This window comes from Entomohabitans teleogrylli (assembly GCF_001484765.1).
Lineage (GTDB): Bacteria > Pseudomonadota > Gammaproteobacteria > Enterobacterales > Enterobacteriaceae > Entomohabitans > Entomohabitans teleogrylli.
The window spans coordinates 179,182-200,508 of record NZ_LLXO01000014.1 but is presented as its reverse complement, the minus strand read 5'-3'; the positions used below and the strand labels follow the sequence as shown (position 1 = coordinate 200,508).

At 53.4% G+C, this 21,327-nt stretch carries 16 protein-coding genes, 2 tRNA genes, 2 other RNA genes and 1 pseudogene; 9 read left to right on the top strand and 12 right to left on the bottom strand.

Going from position 1 to position 21,327, the window contains the following annotated elements; all coding sequences use genetic code 11:
* Positions 1 to 446: pseudogene (locus AQ981_RS17490) on the top strand (iron-containing alcohol dehydrogenase); the annotation flags it as partial.
* A gap of 823 nt (positions 447 to 1,269) precedes the next feature.
* On the opposite strand, the gene tdk reads toward AQ981_RS17490, so the two are convergent.
* Entirely contained in the window at positions 1,270 to 1,875 is a 606-nt protein-coding gene (gene tdk / locus AQ981_RS17485; protein WP_058913021.1) for a thymidine kinase, read from the bottom strand.
* 489 nt (positions 1,876 to 2,364) lie between these two features.
* Between tdk and hns the strand changes: the two genes are divergently transcribed.
* Complete coding sequence (gene hns / locus AQ981_RS17480; protein ID WP_058913020.1) at positions 2,365 to 2,775, top strand: histone-like nucleoid-structuring protein H-NS; 411 nt, start codon at positions 2,365 to 2,367, stop codon at positions 2,773 to 2,775.
* 175 nt (positions 2,776 to 2,950) lie between these two features.
* Here hns and AQ981_RS17475 read toward each other — a convergent pair whose 3' ends face one another.
* The 5 genes from AQ981_RS17475 to rssA form a co-directional block, all read right to left on the bottom strand.
* Positions 2,951 to 3,961: an NAD-dependent epimerase gene (locus AQ981_RS17475; protein WP_058913019.1), complete on the bottom strand. Its 1,011-nt coding sequence runs from the start codon at positions 3,959 to 3,961 to the stop codon at positions 2,951 to 2,953.
* 15 nt (positions 3,962 to 3,976) lie between these two features.
* Positions 3,977 to 5,317, bottom strand: a complete 1,341-nt coding sequence (locus AQ981_RS17470) for a UDP-glucose dehydrogenase family protein (protein ID WP_058913018.1) — start codon at positions 5,315 to 5,317, stop codon at positions 3,977 to 3,979.
* 23 nt (positions 5,318 to 5,340) lie between these two features.
* Positions 5,341 to 6,249, bottom strand: coding sequence for a UTP--glucose-1-phosphate uridylyltransferase GalU (gene galU / locus AQ981_RS17465; protein WP_058913017.1), 909 nt, complete (start codon positions 6,247 to 6,249; stop codon positions 5,341 to 5,343).
* Between the two features lie 196 nt (positions 6,250 to 6,445).
* The gene (rssB, locus tag AQ981_RS17460) at positions 6,446 to 7,459 is read right to left on the bottom strand and encodes a two-component system response regulator RssB (protein WP_058913016.1); all 1,014 of its coding nucleotides are present in this window, start codon (positions 7,457 to 7,459) and stop codon (positions 6,446 to 6,448) included.
* 96 nt (positions 7,460 to 7,555) lie between these two features.
* Entirely contained in the window at positions 7,556 to 8,461 is a 906-nt protein-coding gene (gene rssA / locus AQ981_RS17455) for a patatin-like phospholipase RssA (RefSeq protein WP_058913015.1), read from the bottom strand.
* 110 nt (positions 8,462 to 8,571) lie between these two features.
* On the opposite strand from rssA, the gene AQ981_RS17450 reads away from it, so the two are divergent.
* The 6 genes from AQ981_RS17450 (at position 8,572) to AQ981_RS26245 (ending at position 10,884) form a co-directional block, all read left to right on the top strand.
* Positions 8,572 to 9,030, top strand: coding sequence for a YchJ family protein (locus tag AQ981_RS17450; RefSeq protein ID WP_058913014.1), 459 nt, complete (start codon positions 8,572 to 8,574; stop codon positions 9,028 to 9,030).
* Between the two features lie 50 nt (positions 9,031 to 9,080).
* A complete protein-coding gene (purU, locus tag AQ981_RS17445; protein WP_058913013.1) occupies positions 9,081 to 9,923 on the top strand; it encodes a formyltetrahydrofolate deformylase in 843 nt (280 codons plus the stop codon).
* 155 nt (positions 9,924 to 10,078) lie between these two features.
* A tRNA-Tyr gene (locus tag AQ981_RS17440) sits at positions 10,079 to 10,163 on the top strand.
* Between the two features lie 46 nt (positions 10,164 to 10,209).
* A non-coding RNA gene (locus tag AQ981_RS26250) (RtT sRNA) lies at positions 10,210 to 10,341 on the top strand.
* Between the two features lie 139 nt (positions 10,342 to 10,480).
* Positions 10,481 to 10,565 (top strand) — tRNA-Tyr (locus tag AQ981_RS17435).
* Between the two features lie 188 nt (positions 10,566 to 10,753).
* Positions 10,754 to 10,884: non-coding RNA, RtT sRNA (locus AQ981_RS26245), on the top strand.
* A 77-nt stretch (positions 10,885 to 10,961) separates the two neighbouring features.
* Here the strand turns inward: AQ981_RS26245 and AQ981_RS17430 are convergent.
* Positions 10,962 to 12,002, bottom strand: a complete 1,041-nt coding sequence (locus tag AQ981_RS17430) for a DUF1176 domain-containing protein (RefSeq protein ID WP_058913012.1) — start codon at positions 12,000 to 12,002, stop codon at positions 10,962 to 10,964.
* A gap of 100 nt (positions 12,003 to 12,102) precedes the next feature.
* On the opposite strand from AQ981_RS17430, the gene AQ981_RS17425 reads away from it, so the two are divergent.
* Positions 12,103 to 12,663, top strand: coding sequence for an AAA family ATPase (locus AQ981_RS17425; protein ID WP_058913011.1), 561 nt, complete (start codon positions 12,103 to 12,105; stop codon positions 12,661 to 12,663).
* 36 nt (positions 12,664 to 12,699) lie between these two features.
* On the opposite strand, the gene narI is transcribed toward AQ981_RS17425, so the two are convergent.
* The 5 genes from narI to AQ981_RS17400 form a co-directional block, all read right to left on the bottom strand.
* Positions 12,700 to 13,377 (bottom strand): respiratory nitrate reductase subunit gamma, encoded by a 678-nt coding sequence (gene narI, locus AQ981_RS17420; RefSeq protein ID WP_058913010.1) that lies wholly within the window; start codon positions 13,375 to 13,377, stop codon positions 12,700 to 12,702.
* The gene (gene narJ / locus AQ981_RS17415) at positions 13,377 to 14,087 is read right to left on the bottom strand and encodes a nitrate reductase molybdenum cofactor assembly chaperone (RefSeq protein WP_058913009.1); all 711 of its coding nucleotides are present in this window, start codon (positions 14,085 to 14,087) and stop codon (positions 13,377 to 13,379) included. The genes narI and narJ overlap by 1 nt, the downstream gene beginning before the upstream one ends.
* Positions 14,084 to 15,619, bottom strand: coding sequence for a nitrate reductase subunit beta (gene narH, locus AQ981_RS17410; RefSeq protein WP_058913008.1), 1,536 nt, complete (start codon positions 15,617 to 15,619; stop codon positions 14,084 to 14,086). The genes narJ and narH overlap by 4 nt, the downstream gene beginning before the upstream one ends.
* On the bottom strand, positions 15,616 to 19,359 hold the full coding sequence (locus AQ981_RS17405) for a nitrate reductase subunit alpha (RefSeq protein WP_058913007.1): 3,744 nt from the start codon (positions 19,357 to 19,359) through the stop codon (positions 15,616 to 15,618). Before AQ981_RS17405 ends, narH begins: the two co-directional genes overlap by 4 nt.
* 391 nt (positions 19,360 to 19,750) lie before the next feature.
* Entirely contained in the window at positions 19,751 to 21,139 is a 1,389-nt protein-coding gene (locus AQ981_RS17400) for a NarK family nitrate/nitrite MFS transporter (RefSeq protein ID WP_058913036.1), read from the bottom strand.
* Between the last annotated feature and the right edge of the window lie 188 nt (positions 21,140 to 21,327).

Below are 21,327 nucleotides of genomic sequence, written 5' to 3'. Positions count from 1 at the left end.
TGATTGGTAACGTTATCCGCTATAACGCCAACGATAACCCAACCAAGCAAACGGCCTTCAGCCAGTACGACCGCCCGCAGGCGCGTCGCCGTTACGCGGAGATCGCCGACCATCTGGGTCTGAGCGCCCCGGGCGACCGCACTGCCGCGAAGATAGAGAAACTGCTGGCATGGCTGGATACGCTGAAAGCGGAACTGGGTATTCCGAAGTCCATCCGCGAAGCGGGCGTACAGGAAGCCGACTTCCTGGCTCACGTAGACAAACTGTCAGAAGATGCATTCGACGACCAGTGTACTGGCGCTAACCCGCGTTACCCGCTGATCTCCGAACTCAAGCAGATTCTGCTGGACACCTATTATGGTCGTGATTTCAAAGAAGGCGAAGCGGTTGCGGTCAAAGCTGAAGCTCCGGCCAAAGCTGAAAAGAAAGCTAAGAAAAACGCCTGATAGTCGGTAGTCAATCACCCGCCCGTAGCGGCGGGTTATCGCGAACCCCACCTTTCGGTGGGGTTTTACTTTTTAACTTTGTCCAATTCCCCGTTCATCTTTTATTCTGGCAGGTTTCCCCATAAATCCGTTTATGGCTTCGCCAGGGTCTCTGCACCGGCTTTTTTTACTTATCACGGTTTGTTGCATCGCCCTCGTTCAGAACAACGCAGAAGCGTGTTAATCCCCATCCTGCAGCGTTTGACTACCATCAGAATGCGGATGACGATATATCGCCCACAAACGACAGCGGACACCACCACTACACGCAAAACATGCTGATGGCAGAACTTATTTATCACCCGAACGTCGTTACCGACATCGTGGCTGTGTGCATCCGGCGCTAATTCCCCGGGGTACGACTGCCCGTGCTTATTTACACCCCGCCGGGTTCTATTTACAGCGTTCTGGCACTATCCCCCCAACACCTGCTCTGCGGGCGACCAGCTACCTCAGTAATTACAACAACAGCCCATAGAACCTCAGCGGTTAATTATTATCCGACTGCCAGGTTTGTTTCTAATGAAAGCACCATTATTTATGAATACAGCAATATCCGGAAAATGATCAGATTAATCTAAGCCGGGAGCGATGGAGAAAAACGTCTCAGGTGCGCAGTGAAATGCATAATATCGACAAATTTTGTCACGCTTCGTGACAATTTTTATCCACACGCAAGGTCATTTAGCGTAAGCAGAAACACCACCTGTGGGATAACGTCACGGGTAGCAGATAATCATCATGATTCCGGCTACCCTATGTTTTATTTCATAAATCCGCGATGTTAGAGCTCCTGGACTGCCGGTAACGATCCGGCCTGCAATGCTTCTTTATAATGTTTACGACATACCGAAACATAACGCTCATTTCCGCCAATCACCACCTGCTCGCCCTCATTATATGGACGCCCGTCCTGATCGAGGCGTAATACCATGCTGGCTTTACGCCCACAAAAGCAAATGGTCTTCAATTCAACCAGTTTGTCCGACCATGCCAGCAAATACTGGCTCCCGGTAAATAGTTCTCCGCGGAAGTCAGTACGTAAACCGTAACACAGCACCGGGATGTCCAGTTTGTCCACCACGTCGGAAAGCTCACTGACCTGATGGCGGGTTAAAAACTGACTTTCGTCCACCAGAACGCAATGAATAGCCTTTTCATGATGGTCCCGGGAAATCTCCGACCACAGCGAAGTTTGCGGGTTGTATAAACGGGCAGGAGAAGAAAGGCCTATTCTTGAACTCACCTTGCCGGCGCCAAAGCGATCGTCAATTTCCGCGGTATAAACCAGGGTGCGCATCCCCCTTTCCTGGTAATTGTATGAAGACTGCAACAAGGCCGTTGATTTACCAGCATTCATCGCAGAATAATAAAAATAGAGTTGTGCCATAGCGCCCGATAACCCCGGAAAATGATAAAAATGTGCGGCAGATTGTACCACACTCGCTGTTGCCCTGCGGATAATCCCCCGGCAGTTACATTTTTTTAGATTATATATTTCCTTGTTTTGTAAAGGGAGTAAGGCGCCACCCTGCCCGAAAGTACAGGTTTTCTGCGCCACAAAGATTTCTATTCGTAATTATTATGCATATTATATCTCCCTCGGGACCGCGTCTAATACGTCATACAGATATTTCCCTATACTCCCCGGGGTTGCGTGGATTAACCGGTTACCGTTGATTGTACAGTGGAGAAAAAATGACAAACCCACTCCTTTTCTGTGAGTTAGTTCAAGAGAAATTTAAGTAAAAGGATTTCTGACGCGCGTCTAAATATCAGGATATTTTGAATTCCTTACATTGTACCCTATTGCAGAATTGAATTTATCGCTCTATTATTAGCAGAACACACCACCCAATATAAGTCTGAGATTACTACAATGAGCGAAGCACTTAAAATTCTGAACAACATCCGTACTCTTCGTGCGCAGGCAAGAGAATGCACCCTCGAAACGCTTGAAGAAATGCTGGAAAAATTAGAAGTTGTTGTAAACGAACGCCGTGAAGAAGAAAGCGCTGCTGCCGCTGAAATTGAAGAGCGTACTCGTAAATTACAACAGTACCGTGAAATGCTGATTGCTGACGGCATCGATCCTAATGAATTGCTGAGCGCGATGGCATCAGCTAAATCCGGCGGTAAAGCAAAACGCGCTGCTCGTCCGGCTAAATACAGCTATGTTGATGAAAATGGTGAAGCCCGTACCTGGACTGGCCAGGGACGTACACCGGCTGTGATCAAGAAAGCGATCGATGAGCAGGGTAAGAAACTGGAAGATTTCCTGATCGACTAATGATTCGATTATTTATTCGGAAAAACCCGCAACTGCGGGTTTTTTTATTACCTGATATTGTTGAGACAATTCTGAGATATATCAGCCACAGGACCCTACAGTTTTCAGATTAATTTCCAGCAATCCGATATGAAAAAGGGGGGAGTATTCTCCCCCTTGCTCACAGAGCATCCTGTCAATCCACCCGGTAAAAGTCTTTATACCAGTCAACAAAGCGTTGAACCCCCTGCCTGACATCTGTGGCGGGCTTATAGCCAATCACTTCGAACAGAGCCTGCGTATCTGCGCTGGTTTCCAGAACATCCCCAGGCTGCATCGGCAGCATATTCTTAACCGCTTCACAGCCAAGGGCCTGTTCAAGGGCGGTAATATATTCCATCAGCGATACCGGGGAACTATTACCTATATTATACACCCGGTAAGGCGCTGAACTGGTTGCCGGCGATCCCTGTTCCACCGTCCAGTTAGCATCCGGCTGCGGAATGACATCCTGCAGTCGGACAATGGCTTCAGCGATATCACCAATATAGGTAAAATCACGACGCATTTGCCCGTGATTATAAACATCAATGCTTTTACCTTCGATAATTGCTCGAGTGAATTTAAACAGCGCCATATCCGGGCGCCCCCACGGACCATAGACGGTAAAAAACCGTAAACCCGTGGTTGGCAATCCATAGAGATGCGAATAGGTATGAGACATCAGCTCATTCGCTTTTTTGGTCGCCGCGTACAGCGATACCGGATGATCCACCGAATCATCGGTAGAAAAAGGCAGTTTACGATTCAGGCCATAAACCGAACTGGATGAGGCGTAAAGTAAATGTTCAACCTTACTGTGCCTGCAACCTTCCAGAATATTTAAATGGCCGACCAGGTTCGCATCGGCATAGGCGTGCGGGTTATCAATGGAATACCTGACGCCGGCCTGAGCGGCCAGGTGAATAACCCTGGCGAATTTATGATGAGAAAACAGCGCCGCTATTGCCGAACGATCGGCAATATCCATTTTTTCAAAGTGGAATGAACGATGGGGCGCTAAACGTTCGAGACGGGCCTGTTTCAGGCTAACATCATAATAGTCATTCAGGTTATCGATACCGATAACCTGGTGACCGGCGTCCAGCAGACGCTCGCTGACGTGATAGCCAATGAAGCCTGCCGCGCCGGTGACCAGAAATTTCATACAAGCCTCACAGGATTATTCCCCGCGAATAGAAGCTCCGCGGCCAATCGCATAATAGGTGAAACCGCGTTTACTCAAACGCTCCGGATCAAACAGATTACGTCCATCGAAAATCACTGGCTGCCTGAGCGCGCTTTTAATGGCATCGAAGTCCGGCGCCCGGAAATTCTGCCACTCAGTGCAGATAACCAGCGCGTCAGCCCCCTGCAGCGCAGCGTCTTTCGTCCCCATCAGTTTCAGGTCGTCACGGTGACCATAAATACGCTGGGTTTCGTCCATAGCCTGCGGATCGTACGCCTGCACGGTAGCGCCGCGTTTCCACAATTCTTCCATCAGTACGCGGCTTGACGCTTCGCGCATATCGTCGGTATTCGGTTTGAACGCCAGTCCCCACAGAGCAAAAGTTTTTCCGCAAAGATCTTCCCCGAAATGGCGCGTGATAAAGCCAGGCAATTTATACTTCTGGTCTTCGTTAACGTTTTCCACCGCCTTCAGAATGCGCGGCTCGTAGCCAATATGCTCGGCCGTCCGGATAAGCGCCTGCACATCTTTCGGGAAGCAGGAACCACCGTAGCCGCAGCCCGGATAGATAAAGTGATAGCCAATACGTGAATCAGAACCGATCCCCTGGCGAACTTTCTCAATATCCGCCCCGAGACGTTCCGCCAGATTAGATATTTCATTCATAAAGCTGATTTTCGTGGCCAGCATGCAGTTTGCCGCATACTTGGTCAGCTCGGCGCTGCGGATATCCATAATGATCAAACGATCGTGGTTACGATTGAATGGCTCATACAGTTCACGCAGTAAGTCGATAACCTCTTCGTTATCGGTTCCCACCACAATACGTTCAGGACGCATGCAGTCTGCCACCGCCGCCCCTTCTTTCAGGAACTCAGGATTAGAGACCACGTCAAAAGGAATCTCAACGCCACGCGCTTTCAGGGTCTCTGACATCACGGCGCGCACTTTATCCGCTGTCCCCACCGGCACCGTGGATTTATCCAGCACAACTTTGTGAGATGTCATATGCTGCGCAATAGTACGCGCCACGGCGGTGACATATTTCAGGTCGGCGGAGCCATCTTCATCCGGCGGAGTGCCCACCGCGATAAATTGCATCTCACCGTGAGCCACGCCTTCTGCCGCATCAGTACTGAAATGCAGGCGTCCCTCCTGGTAATTTTTCTGCACCAGCGGCGTCAGACCGGGCTCATAAATAGGGATAACGCCCTTCTTAAGGTTTTCAACTTTAGCGCTGTCCACATCAATACACATCACGTCGTGTCCGACTCCAGCCAGCACCGCAGCCTGCACTAAGCCAACATAACCTATCCCGAATACGGTCACTTTCATTATGATATTTCCAGCTAGCTAAATTAATTCTTTGAACCGACAGCCTCTTCCAGCCAAGCTTTAAAGTCTTTTCCCAGCGTATTATGCCGTACGCCATACTCAACAAACGCCTGCATATAGCCCAGCTTGTTGCCGCAGTCATGGCTTTTGCCTTTCATATGATACGCTTCAACGGTTTCATGCTCCATCAGCATCGCGATAGAGTCAGTCAGTTGAATTTCATCGCCGGCGCCTGGAGGCGTTTTCGCCAGCAGTGGCCAGATATCGGCGCTGAGTACATAACGGCCAACCACGGCCAGATTAGAAGGCGCCACATCCGCTTTCGGTTTTTCAACAATCCCCACCATTGGGGCGCTGTCCCCCGGTTGCAGTTCCGCGCCCTGACAATCTACAACGCCATACGCTGTAACATCGGCAACCGGTTCAACCATAATCTGGCTATGACCGGTGGCTTCATAACGCGAAATCATCTCCGCGAGATTTTCCTGAGAGAGATCAGATTCGTATTCGTCGAGAATCACGTCCGGCAGCACCACGGCGACCGGCTCATCTCCGACCACTGGATGGGCGCACAATACTGCATGGCCTAATCCTTTCGCCAGCCCCTGACGTACCTGCATGATCGTCACATGAGGGGGGCAGATAGACTGAACTTCTTCCAGCAATTGACGTTTGACGCGTTTTTCCAGCATCGCTTCCAGTTCAAAACTGGTATCGAAGTGGTTCTCAATAGAATTCTTGGAGGAGTGAGTCACCAGCACAATTTCGGTGATACCGGCCGCAATGCACTCATTCACCACATACTGGATAAGCGGCTTGTCTACCAACGGCAGCATTTCTTTCGGGATGGCTTTCGTCGCCGGTAACATACGCGTCCCCAGACCAGCTACCGGGATAACCGCTTTTCTGACTTTTGAATTTATTGCAGCCATTGAACTCTCCTGGATCGTTCAAATTGTGAACACATTATTCTGAATTAAACGCGACGAAGTATATCAGCTCGGGATATTATTCCCCTTTAAAGTACTCGTCACTCCAATAAATTAAGACAAATACTACTAACTGGCGCGATAATACCACCAGTAACAACAGGCATGAAAAGTAATATCCTGTCAGGACACCAGTTGCTCATTCCGCAGACAGCATCAGGCGTAAACGCCCTCCGCTTCCCCATACCTGACACTGCCATGCATCACAGCGCTGGCTGAGCTGATTCAGATATGCGTTACCCAGCGTGCCCAGCGGCACGCCATTACTCAGTTGAATCTGATGATCGCCTGTATTCAGCGTGGCATTTAGTCCTGCTGAAACTAAAATCAGATTTTTGATCGAACTATGATAATAACCAACCAACAGCGGAAATTGTCCTGTCAGATTTGCCTGACGTAGTAATTGATTTACCTGCTTAAGTAAAGCCCCTAATTCAGGTAACCGCTGATGCTGGTGGGCTAATTGTTCCTGTAACAAACTATTGAATAATGCCCTGAGCAGCAATGCCGCCAGTACACCATTATCTCCCGCCCGGGTCACATCCAGACAGTAAAAAGCCAGGTCATTGTCTGACAGTGGCGCAATATCCAGCACCAACCCCGGAGTATCCCCTGAAACCAGTTGCCGGTAATTCACCCGGCAGTGGGAAATCACCTGCTGAACCGGGGGTTGCAACTCCTGAAGCAGTTTAACGGCGGCATGCGGATTACTGACCAACGCATCCCAGTCCTGGAAAAGACGCTCCTCCTCCTCTACCCGGGAATTAAACATCGCCGGATACAGACAGGCATACACCGTCTCACGCAGGCGGTTTAAATCATTAATCGGCTTCAGCAGCACATCCTGCACGCCAAGACGCAGCGCCCTGGCGATATCGGCCATATTTTCCGTTGCCGAGATCACCAGTATAGGCGTTTGATCGCCGCTACTGCGAATATGTTCCACCAATTTCAGACCATTCATACGCGGCATTGCCAGATCGCAAATCAACAGATCGGGATTATTCACCGCCTTCTGACGCAGCGCGTCTTCCCCGTCCTGCGCCAGCAGTGTCTGCGCGCCGAGCGAAGTGAGAAAATTATCAAGCAAAGAGCGGAAAACGGGTTCGTCTTCAACAATCAGGATCTGTTTCCCGTTCAATGGCAATGTCATGCGAACTCCTTTGACTGACGATACTTCAATAGTGGCATGTCATTGCAGGTTATGCCTGTCCAAATCGAACCAGACGTATAAAACGTGACCGCGGCACTACTCATCGATAGCGACCAGGGGTTGTAGCTCAGCAAAATGGTCCTCCACCACCTGCCTTCCTGCGGCAATCGCCTCCTCCGCGCGATGAAAATCCAGCGTGGATATCTGCGGGCACCTGGGCTGCAATAATATGTCCGGCGGATCACCGGCCATGCGATTGAGCTTGATGCGATTTTCCAGCACCTGAATTGAGGTAGTCATGATTTCCATCGCGCCGGGAGCACGTCTTTTCTTATGCACAGGCCCACGACGCAGCCGCACTTTCAGGCGCTCCCGCCAGTCAGCCTCAGCAAAAAGATCCGGATTATACTGGCCGTCAGGAGAGGACATCAGTTCCTGAGACATCAAATGCGCATCGTGTTGTAAATCGACGGCAATCACGATATCCGCGCCCATTGCGCGGGTCAGGGAGACCGGTACCGGGTTCACTACCGCGCCATCCACCAGCCAGTAGCCATTGTGGCTTACCGGGGCCAGCAATCCGGGAATACTGCAGGATGCGCGCACTGCGCTATGTAAATCACCGCGGGTAAACCACAGTTCCCGGCCGGTCGAGAGATTCGTCGCCACCGCGCCGAAGCGCAGCGGACAGGTTTCGATAACCTGATGATCGATGATTGTGCGAACATGGCTGAACACTCTGTCGCCACGCAATAGCCCTCCGCGGCGCCAGGAGACATCCATCAGGCGCAATACATCCCAGGCGCGAAATGAGCGCACCCACTCTTCAAGCACAGGCAAACGCTGACAGGCGCAGGCAGCACCGACCAGTGCGCCAACCGAACAACCGGCAACAACATCAATTTTGATACCCATCTCAACCAGCGCATTGACTACGCCGATATGCGCCCATCCTTTGGCTGCGCCTGAACCCAGCGCCAGTCCCACTTTTGCCTGTCTCATTCCGCCTCGGTCAGTATTCCTCTACCTCGCGCCATAGCATCCTCGCGGTCGCTCAGTTAACATGATATAGCCTGGCGCCTGACGCCGTTTTTTACCTTCAAGGAGATTGTGTGTCGCAACTTTGTCCCTGTGGCAGCGGCTTCGAGTATAGCGCATGTTGCCAGCCTTACCTAAACGGCGAGCGCCCCGCGCCAGGTCCATCGCAACTTATGCGATCGCGCTACAGCGCTTTTGTAAATCATCACAGTGATTACCTGATATCCACCTGGCACCCTTCCTGTATGGCTGCGCAGCACAAAGCCGATATTGAGGCGGGATTTGCCGCCACCCACTGGCTTAGCCTGACCATTTTTGAAGAAGCGCCGGGCGCTAATCCCGGTGAAGAGTTCGTCAGTTTTGTCGCCCGCTTTGAAGAAAACGGCAAGCCGGGGGCAATCATTGAGCGTTCCCGTTTCTTAAAAGAGGGCGGTCGATGGTACTATATTGATGGACTGAAACCGCAGTTTGGCAGAAACGATCTTTGTCCGTGCGGCTCAGGTAAAAAATTTAAAAAGTGCTGCGGCGCCTGAATCCCGCAGACGTGGTTAATGCAAACACCTTCAACAGGATTTTCCCTGCAATGCAAGCTTTACAACGAAAAGTATTACGTACCATTTGCCCCGATCAAAAGGGCCTGATCGCCCGGATTACCAACATTTGTTATAAGCATGAACTGAATATCGTGCAGAACAATGAGTTTGTCGATCACCGTACCGGGCGTTTTTTTATGCGCACCGAGCTGGAAGGCATCTTTAATGATGCCACTCTGCTGGCCGATCTGGACAGCGCGCTGCCGGAAGGTTCCATCAGAGAGTTGACTCCCGCCGGACGGCGGCGGATTGTTATTCTGGTAACCAAAGAGGCGCACTGCCTGGGCGATCTATTGATGAAGTCCAACTATGGCGGTCTGGACGTGGAAATTGCCGCCGTTATCGGCAATCACGATACGCTGCGGACGCTGGTGGAACGGTTTGAAATTCCTTTCGAACTGGTGAGCCATGAAGGGCTGACCCGTGAGGCCCATGACAAGCAGATGGCGCAGGCTATTGAAGCGCATAATCCGGACTATGTGGTTCTGGCGAAATATATGCGCGTGCTGACACCGGAATTTGTCGCGCGGTTCCCGAATAAAATCATCAATATTCACCACTCGTTCCTGCCAGCCTTTATCGGCGCACGTCCGTATCATCAGGCTTACGAGCGCGGTGTAAAAATTATTGGCGCTACGGCCCACTATGTGAATGACAATCTGGATGAAGGGCCGATTATTATGCAGGATGTGATTCACGTGAATCACACTTACACGGCGGAGGATATGATGCGCGCGGGTCGCGACGTTGAGAAAAACGTCCTTAGCCGGGCTCTCTATCAAGTGCTGGCGCAGCGTGTCTTTGTTTACGGCAATCGCACTATCATTCTGTAATAAAAGGAAATGGATTGTTTATCTTTGCGGCAGTGCGGGCAAAAAGCATGCAAACAATTCATTTTCCTGCAAGCAAGGCTTTACAGGGGCGATTCATTTGATATGATGCGCCCGCTTCCCGATAAGGGAGCAGGTCAGTAAAAGCATTACCTTGTGGTGGGGTTCCCGAGCGGCCAAAGGGAGCAGACTGTAAATCTGCCGTCATCGACTTCGAAGGTTCGAATCCTTCCCCCACCACCATTACTTTCATGAAGTAAAGTAATATGATGGACTCCGATTTCCCCATATTCTTTCGATGCGGGGAAGGATGAGATCCTTCGATTAAGGTTCGACCCGAGCGACAGCGAGGGAGCGTTGCCGCAGGCAACGACCCGAAGGGTGAGGAGCGAAGCGACGAATAATCCTTCCCCCACCACCATTATTTCCATGAAAATACGATGGACTCCGATCTCCCATATTCTTTCGATGCGGGGAAGGATGAGATCCTTCGATTATGTTCATTCTTCACCGCAGCAATGTGGTACTGGCGCAAGCCACTGACAATAAGATATTCCCCTGGTGGGGTTCCCGAGCGGCCAAAGGGAGCAGACTGTAAATCTGCCGTCATCGACTTCGAAGGTTCGAATCCTTCCCCCACCACCATTACTTCCATGAAATACAGTAATACGATGGACTCCGATCTCCCATATTCTTTCGATGCGGGGAAGGATGAGATCCTTCGAGCCATTTACTGTTGAAAACGTCAGCGTCGAAGCCAGTTTGAACACGGACAGCGCGCAGACACCGGAGCGTACACGCAGTACGCGAGGATGGCGAGCACTGCCCAGGTTCAAAATGGCGAGTAAGGTAGTTTTCAACAATAAATGAGGTTCGACCCGAGCGACAGCGAAGAAGCGTTGCCGAAGGCAACGACCCGAAGGGTGAGGAGCTTTAGCTCCGAATAATCCTTCCCCCACCACCATTACTTCCATGAAATACAGTAATACGATGGACTCCGATTTCCCATAATCTCCCGATGCAGGGAAAAGGATGAGCGCCTTATTTCGCCGGCCGGACATCAGTCACCCAGGTGGGTAAATCCCAGGTTCCTCCCAGACGGACAGAGCGACACATCCCGGTGACCGCCTGCCTGCTATTGCGAAACGTCTTACCGTCCCATATCCAGCTTGCTGTTCCCCAGCAATCCCCGACACCGCGTCCTTTCTGGCTCATAAAAATCTCCCCGTCACCATAGTCAGAACCGTCAATGGTAACTAAAACGGGTTTTCCCTCCAGTTTGCTGTCGATCACCCAGTAGCCGTATCCCTCGTTATAGGCTGCCCGCCAGCAAAGGGCAGACAGCAGGGAATGTGAACTATCCAGCGGCGTCAGGCTGATGGGCTCGGCCTCCATCTCTTCCGACGGCTCAATGCGAACGCACCAGTCATCCCCCGACAGGGTTGCCAGCAGCCCGGGCCTCACTACTGCCATTTCAGACGCCGTCAATGGCCGCCACTGGGGCTGTTCAGGCCTCACACGCTGAATAACCGATGGCGGAACGGCAGCCCGGACGCCGCTTTCTGGCTTATCGCCTTTTTTAGTTAACGCACCAGGGGTTCCGACACGCCCCTGCACTTCATCCATTTTCAGCAGTACCGCATATGCTCCTTCTCCGGAAAGCAGAAAAGGCTCAGGGCCGCCTTTAAACTCGACCTTTCCGTTGCCCTTAACCGCATTAACCAGACTCCGGGCCTGTTTTTCTGATAAGATCCACAGACCATCTTTCCCGGACTTCACCTCTCCTGCCTGCTGTTGATTAATCCACAACGTCAGTTTTTCGACGGGAGTGTCACCGTCAAATTCCATTTCCGCCAGGATCACGTCTCCGCTAACGGCAGTCCCCATCCCCGCCTTACGGGTTAACAGCACAGAGCCGCCTGTTCCCTCTTCAGCACTATATCCGGCCGCACGGCAAGTCAGTGTATTATCACACACCACCTCCCAGTCTTTATGGCTGAATGAAACGCCGCGTTCCTCTGCCAGAGCCGGGGCGCCAAACACCGCCGCCATCGCCAGCACAATCCGATACTTGTTTTGCATACCCGCACTCCCTGATGGGTTAAACATCGACAGTGTGAACAATCCGCCCTCTGACGGGAAGGTCTTTTTCAATACCCCACTTTAATTTAAGGATCCCTTTATGAATACCCACTCAGAACCACGTATCATTATCAGCGGCGGCCCTGGCGCCGGTAAGAGCAGCTTAATTGCAGAATTAAAAACGCGCGGATACCTCTGTTGTGATGAAACCGGCCGCGCCATTATTCAGGATCAATTAGCCATCAATGGTTCAGCCCTGCCGTGGCGCGACCCGCTGGCATTCGCTGAAATGATGCTATGCCTGGAAATGCGCGCCTGGCAAATTGCCCGACACAGTCGCGCCGCGATGTTTTACGATCGTGGCATACCCGATATCGCGGGCTATCTGAGTATTAGCGGGTTTGCGATACCGCCACATCTGGATAATGCCTGCCGGCAATTCCGCTACCATCCGCAGGTATTTATTTTACCGCCATGGCCGGAAATATATTGTCAGGATAGTGAACGCCGGCAAACATTTGACGAAGCAGTAGCCACATACCACGCGCTGTGCAACATGTATCAGCAATATGGCTATCAACTGAATGAAGTCCCCTTCCTGGCGGTACCAGAAAGAGCCGAATACCTCATTGCGCAGGTCAATGCGCTGGCCCGGGCGTAAAAAAACCTGCCGCGGCAGGTTTTTCTCCAATCGCCTTCAGCGTCTGGCGCGGACTATCTGATATTTGCGGGTCAGGTACTCCACCGGCGCGCTCCAGATATGCACCAGCCGCGAGAACGGGAAGAGTACAAACAGCGTCATCCCCAGTACCAGGTGCAGGCGGAAAATAAATGCCACACCGTCCAGGTGTTGTGAGGCGCCGCCGTGGAATGTCACCACGGACTGCGCCCACCCCACCAGCTTCATCATCTCGCTACCGTCCATATGTTGAGCAGAGAAAGGAATGGTCAGCAAACCCAGTGCGCACTGCACCATTAATAATGACAGGACCAGGATATCGGCGGTGGTGGTGGTCGCCCGCACCCGCGGGCTGAGCAGACGACGTTTCAGCAGCAGCAAACCGCCCACCAGCGTCATCACACCGCAGGCGCCGCCGGCAAACATCGCCATCTTTTGTTTCACCTCGATCGACAGGAAAGCTTCATACATCCAGTGCGGCGTCAGCATACCGAGAAAATGGCCGGCAAAAATCCCCAGAATCCCAAGGTGAAACAGATTAGAGGCCAGATTCACCCCTTTGCGATCCAGCATCTGGCTGGACGCCGCGCGCCAGGTGTACTGACCATAGTCATAGCGCAGCCAGCTTCCTACCAGAAATACCGTCCCCGCCAGATAAGGATAAATGTCGAAGAAGAACATATTCAGGAAGTGCATTAGTGCTGTCCTCCGTTAGAGATATTCAGATATTGCGGGGCGACCGCGCCGGCAAAGCGCCGTTGATGGGCGGTAATCGGTGATTCGCCGCAGCCCTGCCCGGCGATAAATTTCACCTGCTCTTCTTCCCAGACGGCATCCAGCGCCTGGGGTGTGTCATCGCGCGCTTCGCCAGCGATTTTTTCCGCCACTTTGCGACTGTCGACGGCGCTATCCGCCAGCCTGAGCAGCAACTGAAACAGTAACGCATAATTACTGCCGCGTTGCTCAAGACGCGCGCTAAGCAACGCCAGAATCGGCGCGATATCCTGCAGCCCCTCCACCGCCTCGCTGACCGGCAACTGCGCCAGATATTCAAGGTACAGCGGCAGATGATCCGGCAACTCGCGGCTGTCGAGCTGCAGTCCATGACGCTGGTACTGCGCCATTAAATCGACCATCGCCTGACCGCGATCCCGGGATTCACCATGCACGTGCTCAAAAAGCAGCAGCGACGTAGCACGACCACGATCAAACAGCTCGCTGTAACTGGCCTGAGCATCAAGCAGATCGCCACCAGTCAGATCGCGCAGGAAAACGCCCAACGCCTGAGCGTCCTGCTGACTCAGATGTTGCGATGCGCTGATGGCGCTGAACATCTCCTGGCGGTGCTGCCAGAGCGCCGCATCCGGGTATTCCAGTAACCGGGAAATAACAACCAGTTCTATCATGAGCGTGACTCCGTTTTAGCCGTGACATCGATGGCATCAATGCGGCGGCTGTTGAACAGATTGAACTGTGTGTCTGAACCGTGACAACCGTCGCCAAAGGTGAAGCCACAGCCGCTTTTCTCGGGAAACGCCTCGCGCGCCAGTTCACGATGGCTGCCCGGTACCACAAAACGATCTTCATAGTTGGCAATCGCCAGGTAGCGATACATCTCCTGAGCCTGAGCCTCGCTCAGCCCGACCTCTTCCAGCGCCCGGGTATCAGACACGCCATCCACGGTTTCCGCGCGTTTAAAGTGACGCATCGCCAGCATACGTTTCAACGCCAGTAGCACTGGTTGGGTATCACCGGCAGTCAGCAGGTTCGCCAGGTATTGAACGGGGATGCGCAGGCTGTCGACGTCCGGCAGAATGCCGTTACTGCCCAGTTCGCCGGCATCGGCCGCAGACTGAATCGGCGACAGAGGCGGGATATACCAGACCATGGGCAGCGTGCGGTATTCCGGATGCAGCGGCAGCGCCAGTTTCCAGTCCATCGCCATTTTGTATACCGGCGACTGTTGCGCGGCGTCGATCACGCTTTGCGGCACACCGTCTTTCAACGCCTGCTCAATGACCGCAGGATCGTTCGGGTCGAGGAATACATCCAGTTGACGCTGGTACAGGTCTTTCTCATTTTCGGTGCTGGCTGCGCTTTCGATCGCATCGGCGTCATACAGCAACACGCCAAGATAACGAATACGGCCCACGCAGGTTTCGGAACACACCGTCGGCTGGCCCGCTTCGATACGCGGATAACAGAAGATGCACTTCTCGGATTTCCCGCTCTTCCAGTTAAAGTAGATTTTTTTGTACGGGCAGCCGGTGATGCACATACGCCAGCCGCGGCACTTATCCTGGTCGATCAGGACGATGCCGTCTTCTTCACGTTTGTAGATAGCGCCGCTGGGGCAGGTCGCTACGCACGCCGGGTTGAGGCAGTGCTCGCACAGACGCGGCAGGTACATCATGAAGGTGTTTTCGAACTGGCCGTACATCGCCTTCTGCATGTTTTCGAAGTTCTGGTCTTTGGCGCGTTTTTCAAATTCGCCGCCCAGAATCTCTTCCCAGTTCGGGCCGCCGGTAATTTTGTCCAAACGCTTCCCGGTAATCAGTGAGCGCGGGCGGGCGATCGGTTGATGTTTACCTTCCGGGGCGTTGTGCAAGTGTTGATAGTCGTAATCAAACGGCTCGTAATAATCATCGATGCCTGGCAGATGCGGGTTGGCGAAGATTTTCCCCAGCAGCATCGCACGATTGCCCATGCGCGGTTGCAATTTACCATTGATTTTGCGGATCCAACCGCCCTGCCATTTTTGCTGGTTTTCCCAGTCATTCGGGAAGCCAACGCCGGGTTTACTTTCGACGTTATTGAACCAGGCGTATTCCATCCCTTCGCGGCTGGTCCAGACGTTTTTACAGGTGACTGAACAGGTGTGACAGCCGATGCACTTATCGAGATTCAGTACCATGCCGACTTGTGAACGAATTTTCATTTTACGCTCTCCTGTACCTGGTCATTGCCTTCACCGTCCAGCCAGTTAATGTTCTTCATCTTACGTACCACCACAAACTCATCGCGGTTTGAGCCGACCGTACCGTAGTAGTTAAAGCCGTAAGCCAACTGGGCATAGCCGCCGATCATATGGGTTGGTTTCGGGCTGATACGGGTCACCGAGTTGTGAATACCACCGCGCTGGCCGGTCACCTCTGAACCCGGCAGATTCACAATGCGCTCCTGGGCGTGGTACATCATGGTCATCCCGGCCGGAACACGCTGGCTCACCACCGCCCGGGCGGTCAGGGCGCCGTTGCTGTTGAACACTTCGATCCAGTCGTTATCTTCAATGCCCAAATCTTTGGCATCGGCTTCGCTCATCCAGACAATAGGGCCGCCGCGTGACAGGGTCAGCATCAACAGATTGTCGCTGTAGGTGGAGTGAATTCCCCACTTCTGGTGCGGCGTCAGGAAGTTGAGCGCTTTTTCCGGATTACCGTTGGACTTCTCGCCCATCACCGCCTTCACCGAACGGGTATCAATAGGCGGGCGGTATACCAGCAGGCTCTCGCCAAAATCACGCATCCACGGGTGATCCTGATAAAGCTGCTGGCGACCGGAAAGGGTACGCCACGGAATCAGCTCATGAACGTTGGTATAACCGGCGTTGTACGACACATGCTCATCTTCAAGGCCCGACCAGGTGGGGCTGGAGATAATTTTGCGCGGCTGCGCCTGGATATCGCGGAAACGAATTTTTTCCTCTTCTTTATTGGTCGCCAGATGGGTATGGTCGCGGCCAGTGAACTCGCTGAGCGCCGCCCAGGCCTTCACGGCGACGTGGCCATTGGTTTCAGGCGCCAGCGTGAGGATCATCTCCGCAGCATCGATGGCCGTGTTGAGCATCGGCTGGCCTTTGGCGGGACCTTGCGCTTTGGTGTAGTTAAGCTTACGCAGCAGATCCATCTCGCTCCGGGTATTCCAGGCGATACCTTTACCGCCGTTGCCGGCTTTCTCCATCAGCGGGCCAATCGAGGTAAAGCGCTCGTAAGTGGCCGGATAATCGCGCTCTACCGTCATGATGTGCGGCGCGGTTTTCCCCGGGATCAGCTCGCATTCGCCTTTTTTCCAGTCCTTCACGTCCAGCGGCTGCGCCAGTTCGGCGGCGGAGTCATGCTGAATCGGCAGCGTCACTACGTCGGTTTCTTTGCCCAGGTGGCCGACACACACTTCTGAGAATGTCTTCGCGATGGCTTTGTAGATTTCCCAGTCGCTTTTCGACTCCCACGCCGGGTCTACCGCGGCGGACAGCGGATGGATAAACGGATGCATATCCGAGGTATTCATATCGTCTTTTTCGTACCAGGTGGCGGTAGGCAGCACGATATCCGAATAGAGACAGGTGCTCGACAGACGAAAGTCCAGGGTCACCACCAGGTCCAGTTTGCCTTCCAGACCGTTATCACGCCACTCTATCTCTTCCGGCTTCACACCGCCCTGCTGGCCCAGATCTTTCCCCTGGATACCGTTTTCGGTTCCCAGCAGATACTTGAGCATGTATTCATGGCCTTTACCGGAGGAGCCCAGCAGATTAGAACGCCAGACAAACAGATTACGCGGATGGTTATTGCCGTTTTCCGGCTGTTCTGCCGCAAAGCGAATGGAACCGTCTTTCAGGGATTTAACGGTGTAATCTACTGCGCTCATGCCCGCTTTTTGCGCTTCGGCGGCAATACGCAGCGGGTTGGTGCCAAGCTGCGGCGCCGACGGCAGCCAGCCCATACGCTCGGCGCGCACGTTGAAGTCGATCAGATGACCGCTATAGCGGGATTTATCCGCCAGCGGCGACAGCAGTTCCTGTGCCGTCAGGGTTTCATAACGCCACTGGCTGGAGTGATTGTAAAAATACGAGGTGCTGTTCATATGGCGCGGCGGGCGCTGCCAGTCAAGGGCGAACGCCAGCGGCTGCCAGCCAGTCTGGGGACGCAGTTTTTCCTGGCCGACATAATGGGCCCAGCCGCCGCCGCTCTGTCCCACACAGCCGCAGAAGATCAACATATTGATCAACCCGCGGTAGTTCATGTCCATATGATACCAGTGGTTCAGACCCGCACCGACGATCACCATCGAACGTCCATGGGTCTTATCGGCGTTGTCGGCAAATTCCCGGGCGATACGGATAATCTGCCGGCGGGAAACGCCGGTGATCTTCTCGGCCCAGGCCGGAGAATACGCTTTAACCTCATCGTAGCTGGCAGCGCAGTTTTCATCGTTCAGGCCGCGCTCAATACCATAATTGGCCATCGTCAGGTCATAAACGGTGGTCACCAGCGCCTCAGAACCATCGGCCAGTTGTAGACGTTTCACCGGCAGTTTATGCAGCAGGATATTTTGCAGTTCCACTTTATTGAAATGTTCAGAGCTATCGCCGCCAAAATAGGGGAAACCGACTTCGGCAACCTCGTCGTGACTGCCCAGCAGGCTCAGACTAAGCTGCACATCGTCGCCGGTTTTACCGTCACGCTGCTCAAGATTCCATTTGCCTTTCTCGCCCCAGCGGAAACCGATAGAGCCGTTGGGCGCCACCAGATGACTGTCGGCATCCAGCGCAACGGTTTTCCATTCCGGATTATTGGTTTCGCCCAGACTGTCCACCAGGTCGGCGGCGCGCAGCATACGTCCGGCGGCGTAATAACCCTCACGTGGTTCCAGCATGACCAGCATCGGCATATCGGTATAACGTCGCACGTAGTCAGTGAAGTACTGGCTTGGACGTTCAAGATGGAACTCGCGCAGCATCACATGGCCCATCGCCAGCGCCATCGCCGCGTCGGTGCCCTGTTTAGGCGCCAGCCACAGATCGCACAGTTTGGCGATTTCGGCATAGTCCGGGGTGACGGCGACGGTTTTAGTGCCTTTGTAGCGGACTTCGGTGAAAAAGTGGGCATCCGGGGTACGGGTCTGGGGAACGTTAGAACCCCAGGCGATAATGTAGCTTGAGTTATACCAGTCAGCGGATTCCGGTACGTCGGTCTGCTCGCCCCAGGTCATCGGCGAGGCCGGCGGCAGATCGCAGTACCAGTCGTAGAAGCTCAGGCAGGTACCGCCAATCAGCGACAGATAGCGCGCTCCGGACGCATAAGAAACCATCGACATCGCCGGAATCGGCGAGAAGCCCGCCACGCGGTCCGGACCATAGGTTTTCACGGTATACACGTTGGCAGCGGCAATCAGTTCATTCACCTCCTGCCAGGAGGAACGAACAAACCCGCCGCGACCACGCGCCTGCTTAAAGCTTTTGGCTTTATCCGCATCTTCGACAATCGACGCCCACGCGGCCACCGGATCGCGATGCTGTGTCTTCGCCTCGCGCCACAGTTTAATCAGCCGCTTGCGCATCAGCGGATATTTCAGCCGGTTAGCGCTGTACAGATACCAGGAGTAGCTGGCGCCGCGCGGACAACCACGCGGCTCATGGTTCGGCATATCCGGACGGGTGCGCGGGTAGTCAGTCTGCTGGGTTTCCCAGGTCACCAGCCCATTCTTGACATAAATTTTCCAGCTGCAGGAGCCGGTGCAGTTTACCCCGTGGGTGGAGCGCACCACTTTGTCGTGCTGCCAGCGCTGGCGATAGCCGTCCTCCCAGTCGCGGTTGGTATTCAGTACTTGTCCATGTCCATCGGCAAAGGTTTCTCCCTTCTGTTTGAAGTAGCGAAACCGGTCAAGAAATTTGCTCATCGGGATTCTCCTGATGTGGAGCCTGAAGCTCTCTGGTAAATCGACATTGCTGGATTTGTCGGCACGTTAGCCCCGCGTAAGACGCGAGGAATTGATAACGATCAACACTGAAAGCCTTTGAAAAATGTCAAAAAGTTGCCGATACCACCAAAGAGGCAGCCAGAATTAAACCGCAATATATTGTTTTATATACAGTTATATTCATATGACATAAAACTGAAACACCGGGTTGAGCAGTGCGAGGTATTAAGGGGTAGGCCCTGCGAGACGGTTTTATTACTCCCGGGGTTAAGGTCCGGAGCTGAAGTAAAATTATTAAGTATGTTGTAACTAATTCCAGATAAAAAAAAGCGCGGACCTGCCGCGCAAAGGATAATCAAAAGGTCAAAACTTAGCGTGTCTTTTTACGGCCATACACCAGCCAGGTAATCGCCACGCAGATGATGTAGAACACCAGGAAGAGTTTCATCGCTCCGGCCGGCGAACCGGTCATCGCCAGCGAAGTACCGAACGCTTTCGGGATAAAGAAGCCGCCAATCGCGCCAATGGCTGAAATAAAGCCCAGCGCCGCCGCGGTATCTGTCGCCGCTTCCCGCATTGCCTGTTCGTCGCTGCCCCCGGCGGCTTTCACCCGATCCATGGTGATTTTGCGGAAAATCACCGAAATCATCTGGAAGGTTGAGCCGCTTCCCAGACCGGCAGTCAGAAACAGCACCAGGAAGACGCCAAAGAAAGCCATAAAACTTCCGCCGCCGCTGGCCGGCAAGGTCAGGAACAGCAGCGCGCTGAAAATCGCCATCACGATGAAATTCACCAGCGTGACCCGCACCCCGCCAAGGCGATCGGAAATCGCGCCCCCGGCCGAACGCGCCAGCGCGCCGACCAGCGGCCCGAAGAAGGCGTAATGCATGATGTCGACATCCGGAAACTGGGTTTTGGACAACATGGCAAACCCGGCGGAAAAACCGATAAAGGAGCCAAAGGTCGCCAGATACAGCAGGCTCATGATCCACAGGTGGCCACGTTTGAGCACCGGCAACTGTTCGCTGAGCGAGGCTTTAGAGGCGGCCAGATCGTTCATACCAAACCAGGCGGCGATGGTAAAAATCGCCAGCGGCGGTACCCAGATCCAGGCGGCGTTTTCAAGAAACAACATCGTGCCGTCCGACTGACTAACGCCGGTTCCGCCAAACACAGCAAACATCGACAGCGAAATCGCCAGCGGCGCCGCCAGTTGCATGACGCTCACCCCCAGGTTGCCGAGACCGCCATTGATCCCCAGCGCCCCGCCCTGTTTTTGTTTCGGGAAGAAGAAACTGATATTGGCCATGCTGGAGGCAAAGTTGGCGCCGGCGAAACCGCACAACAGCGAAATAATAATGAATGTGCTGAAGGGCGTTGAGGTGTCCTGAACGGCAATCCCCAGCCAGATACAGGGGATCATCAGGATCCCGGTGCTGAACGCCGTCCAGCGCCGGCCGCCAAACAGCGGCACCATAAAGGCATAGGGCACCCGCAGCAGCGCCCCGGAAACCGAGGGCAGCGCCGTCAGCATAAACAGTTGCTCGGTGGTAAAACTGAAGCCGACTTTATTGAGATTCACCGCCACGGCGCTGAATAACATCCAGACGCAGAATGCCAGCAGCAGGCAGGGGACGGAGATCCACAAATTACGGCTGGCGACGCGCTGCCCGTTAGTTTGCCAGAACGCCGGATCTTCTGGTCGCCAGTCGGTAATTAAGGCACCAGACGACCGCACAGGAACGGAAGACTGACTCATAGACACCTCTATTTTCATGTAATCGCAGCCTGCACCTTAGGATCTCGGGGTGAAGATAAGTTGATGTATATCAAGGGTTAATCGAACAATTTTCTGCTCAAGAAACCGTCATCACCCTTTATGAGTAACCAAAATCGGGCAAAAAAGCGTGGTTTTTCACTGTGCTGTGTTTATCAACCAGACAAATG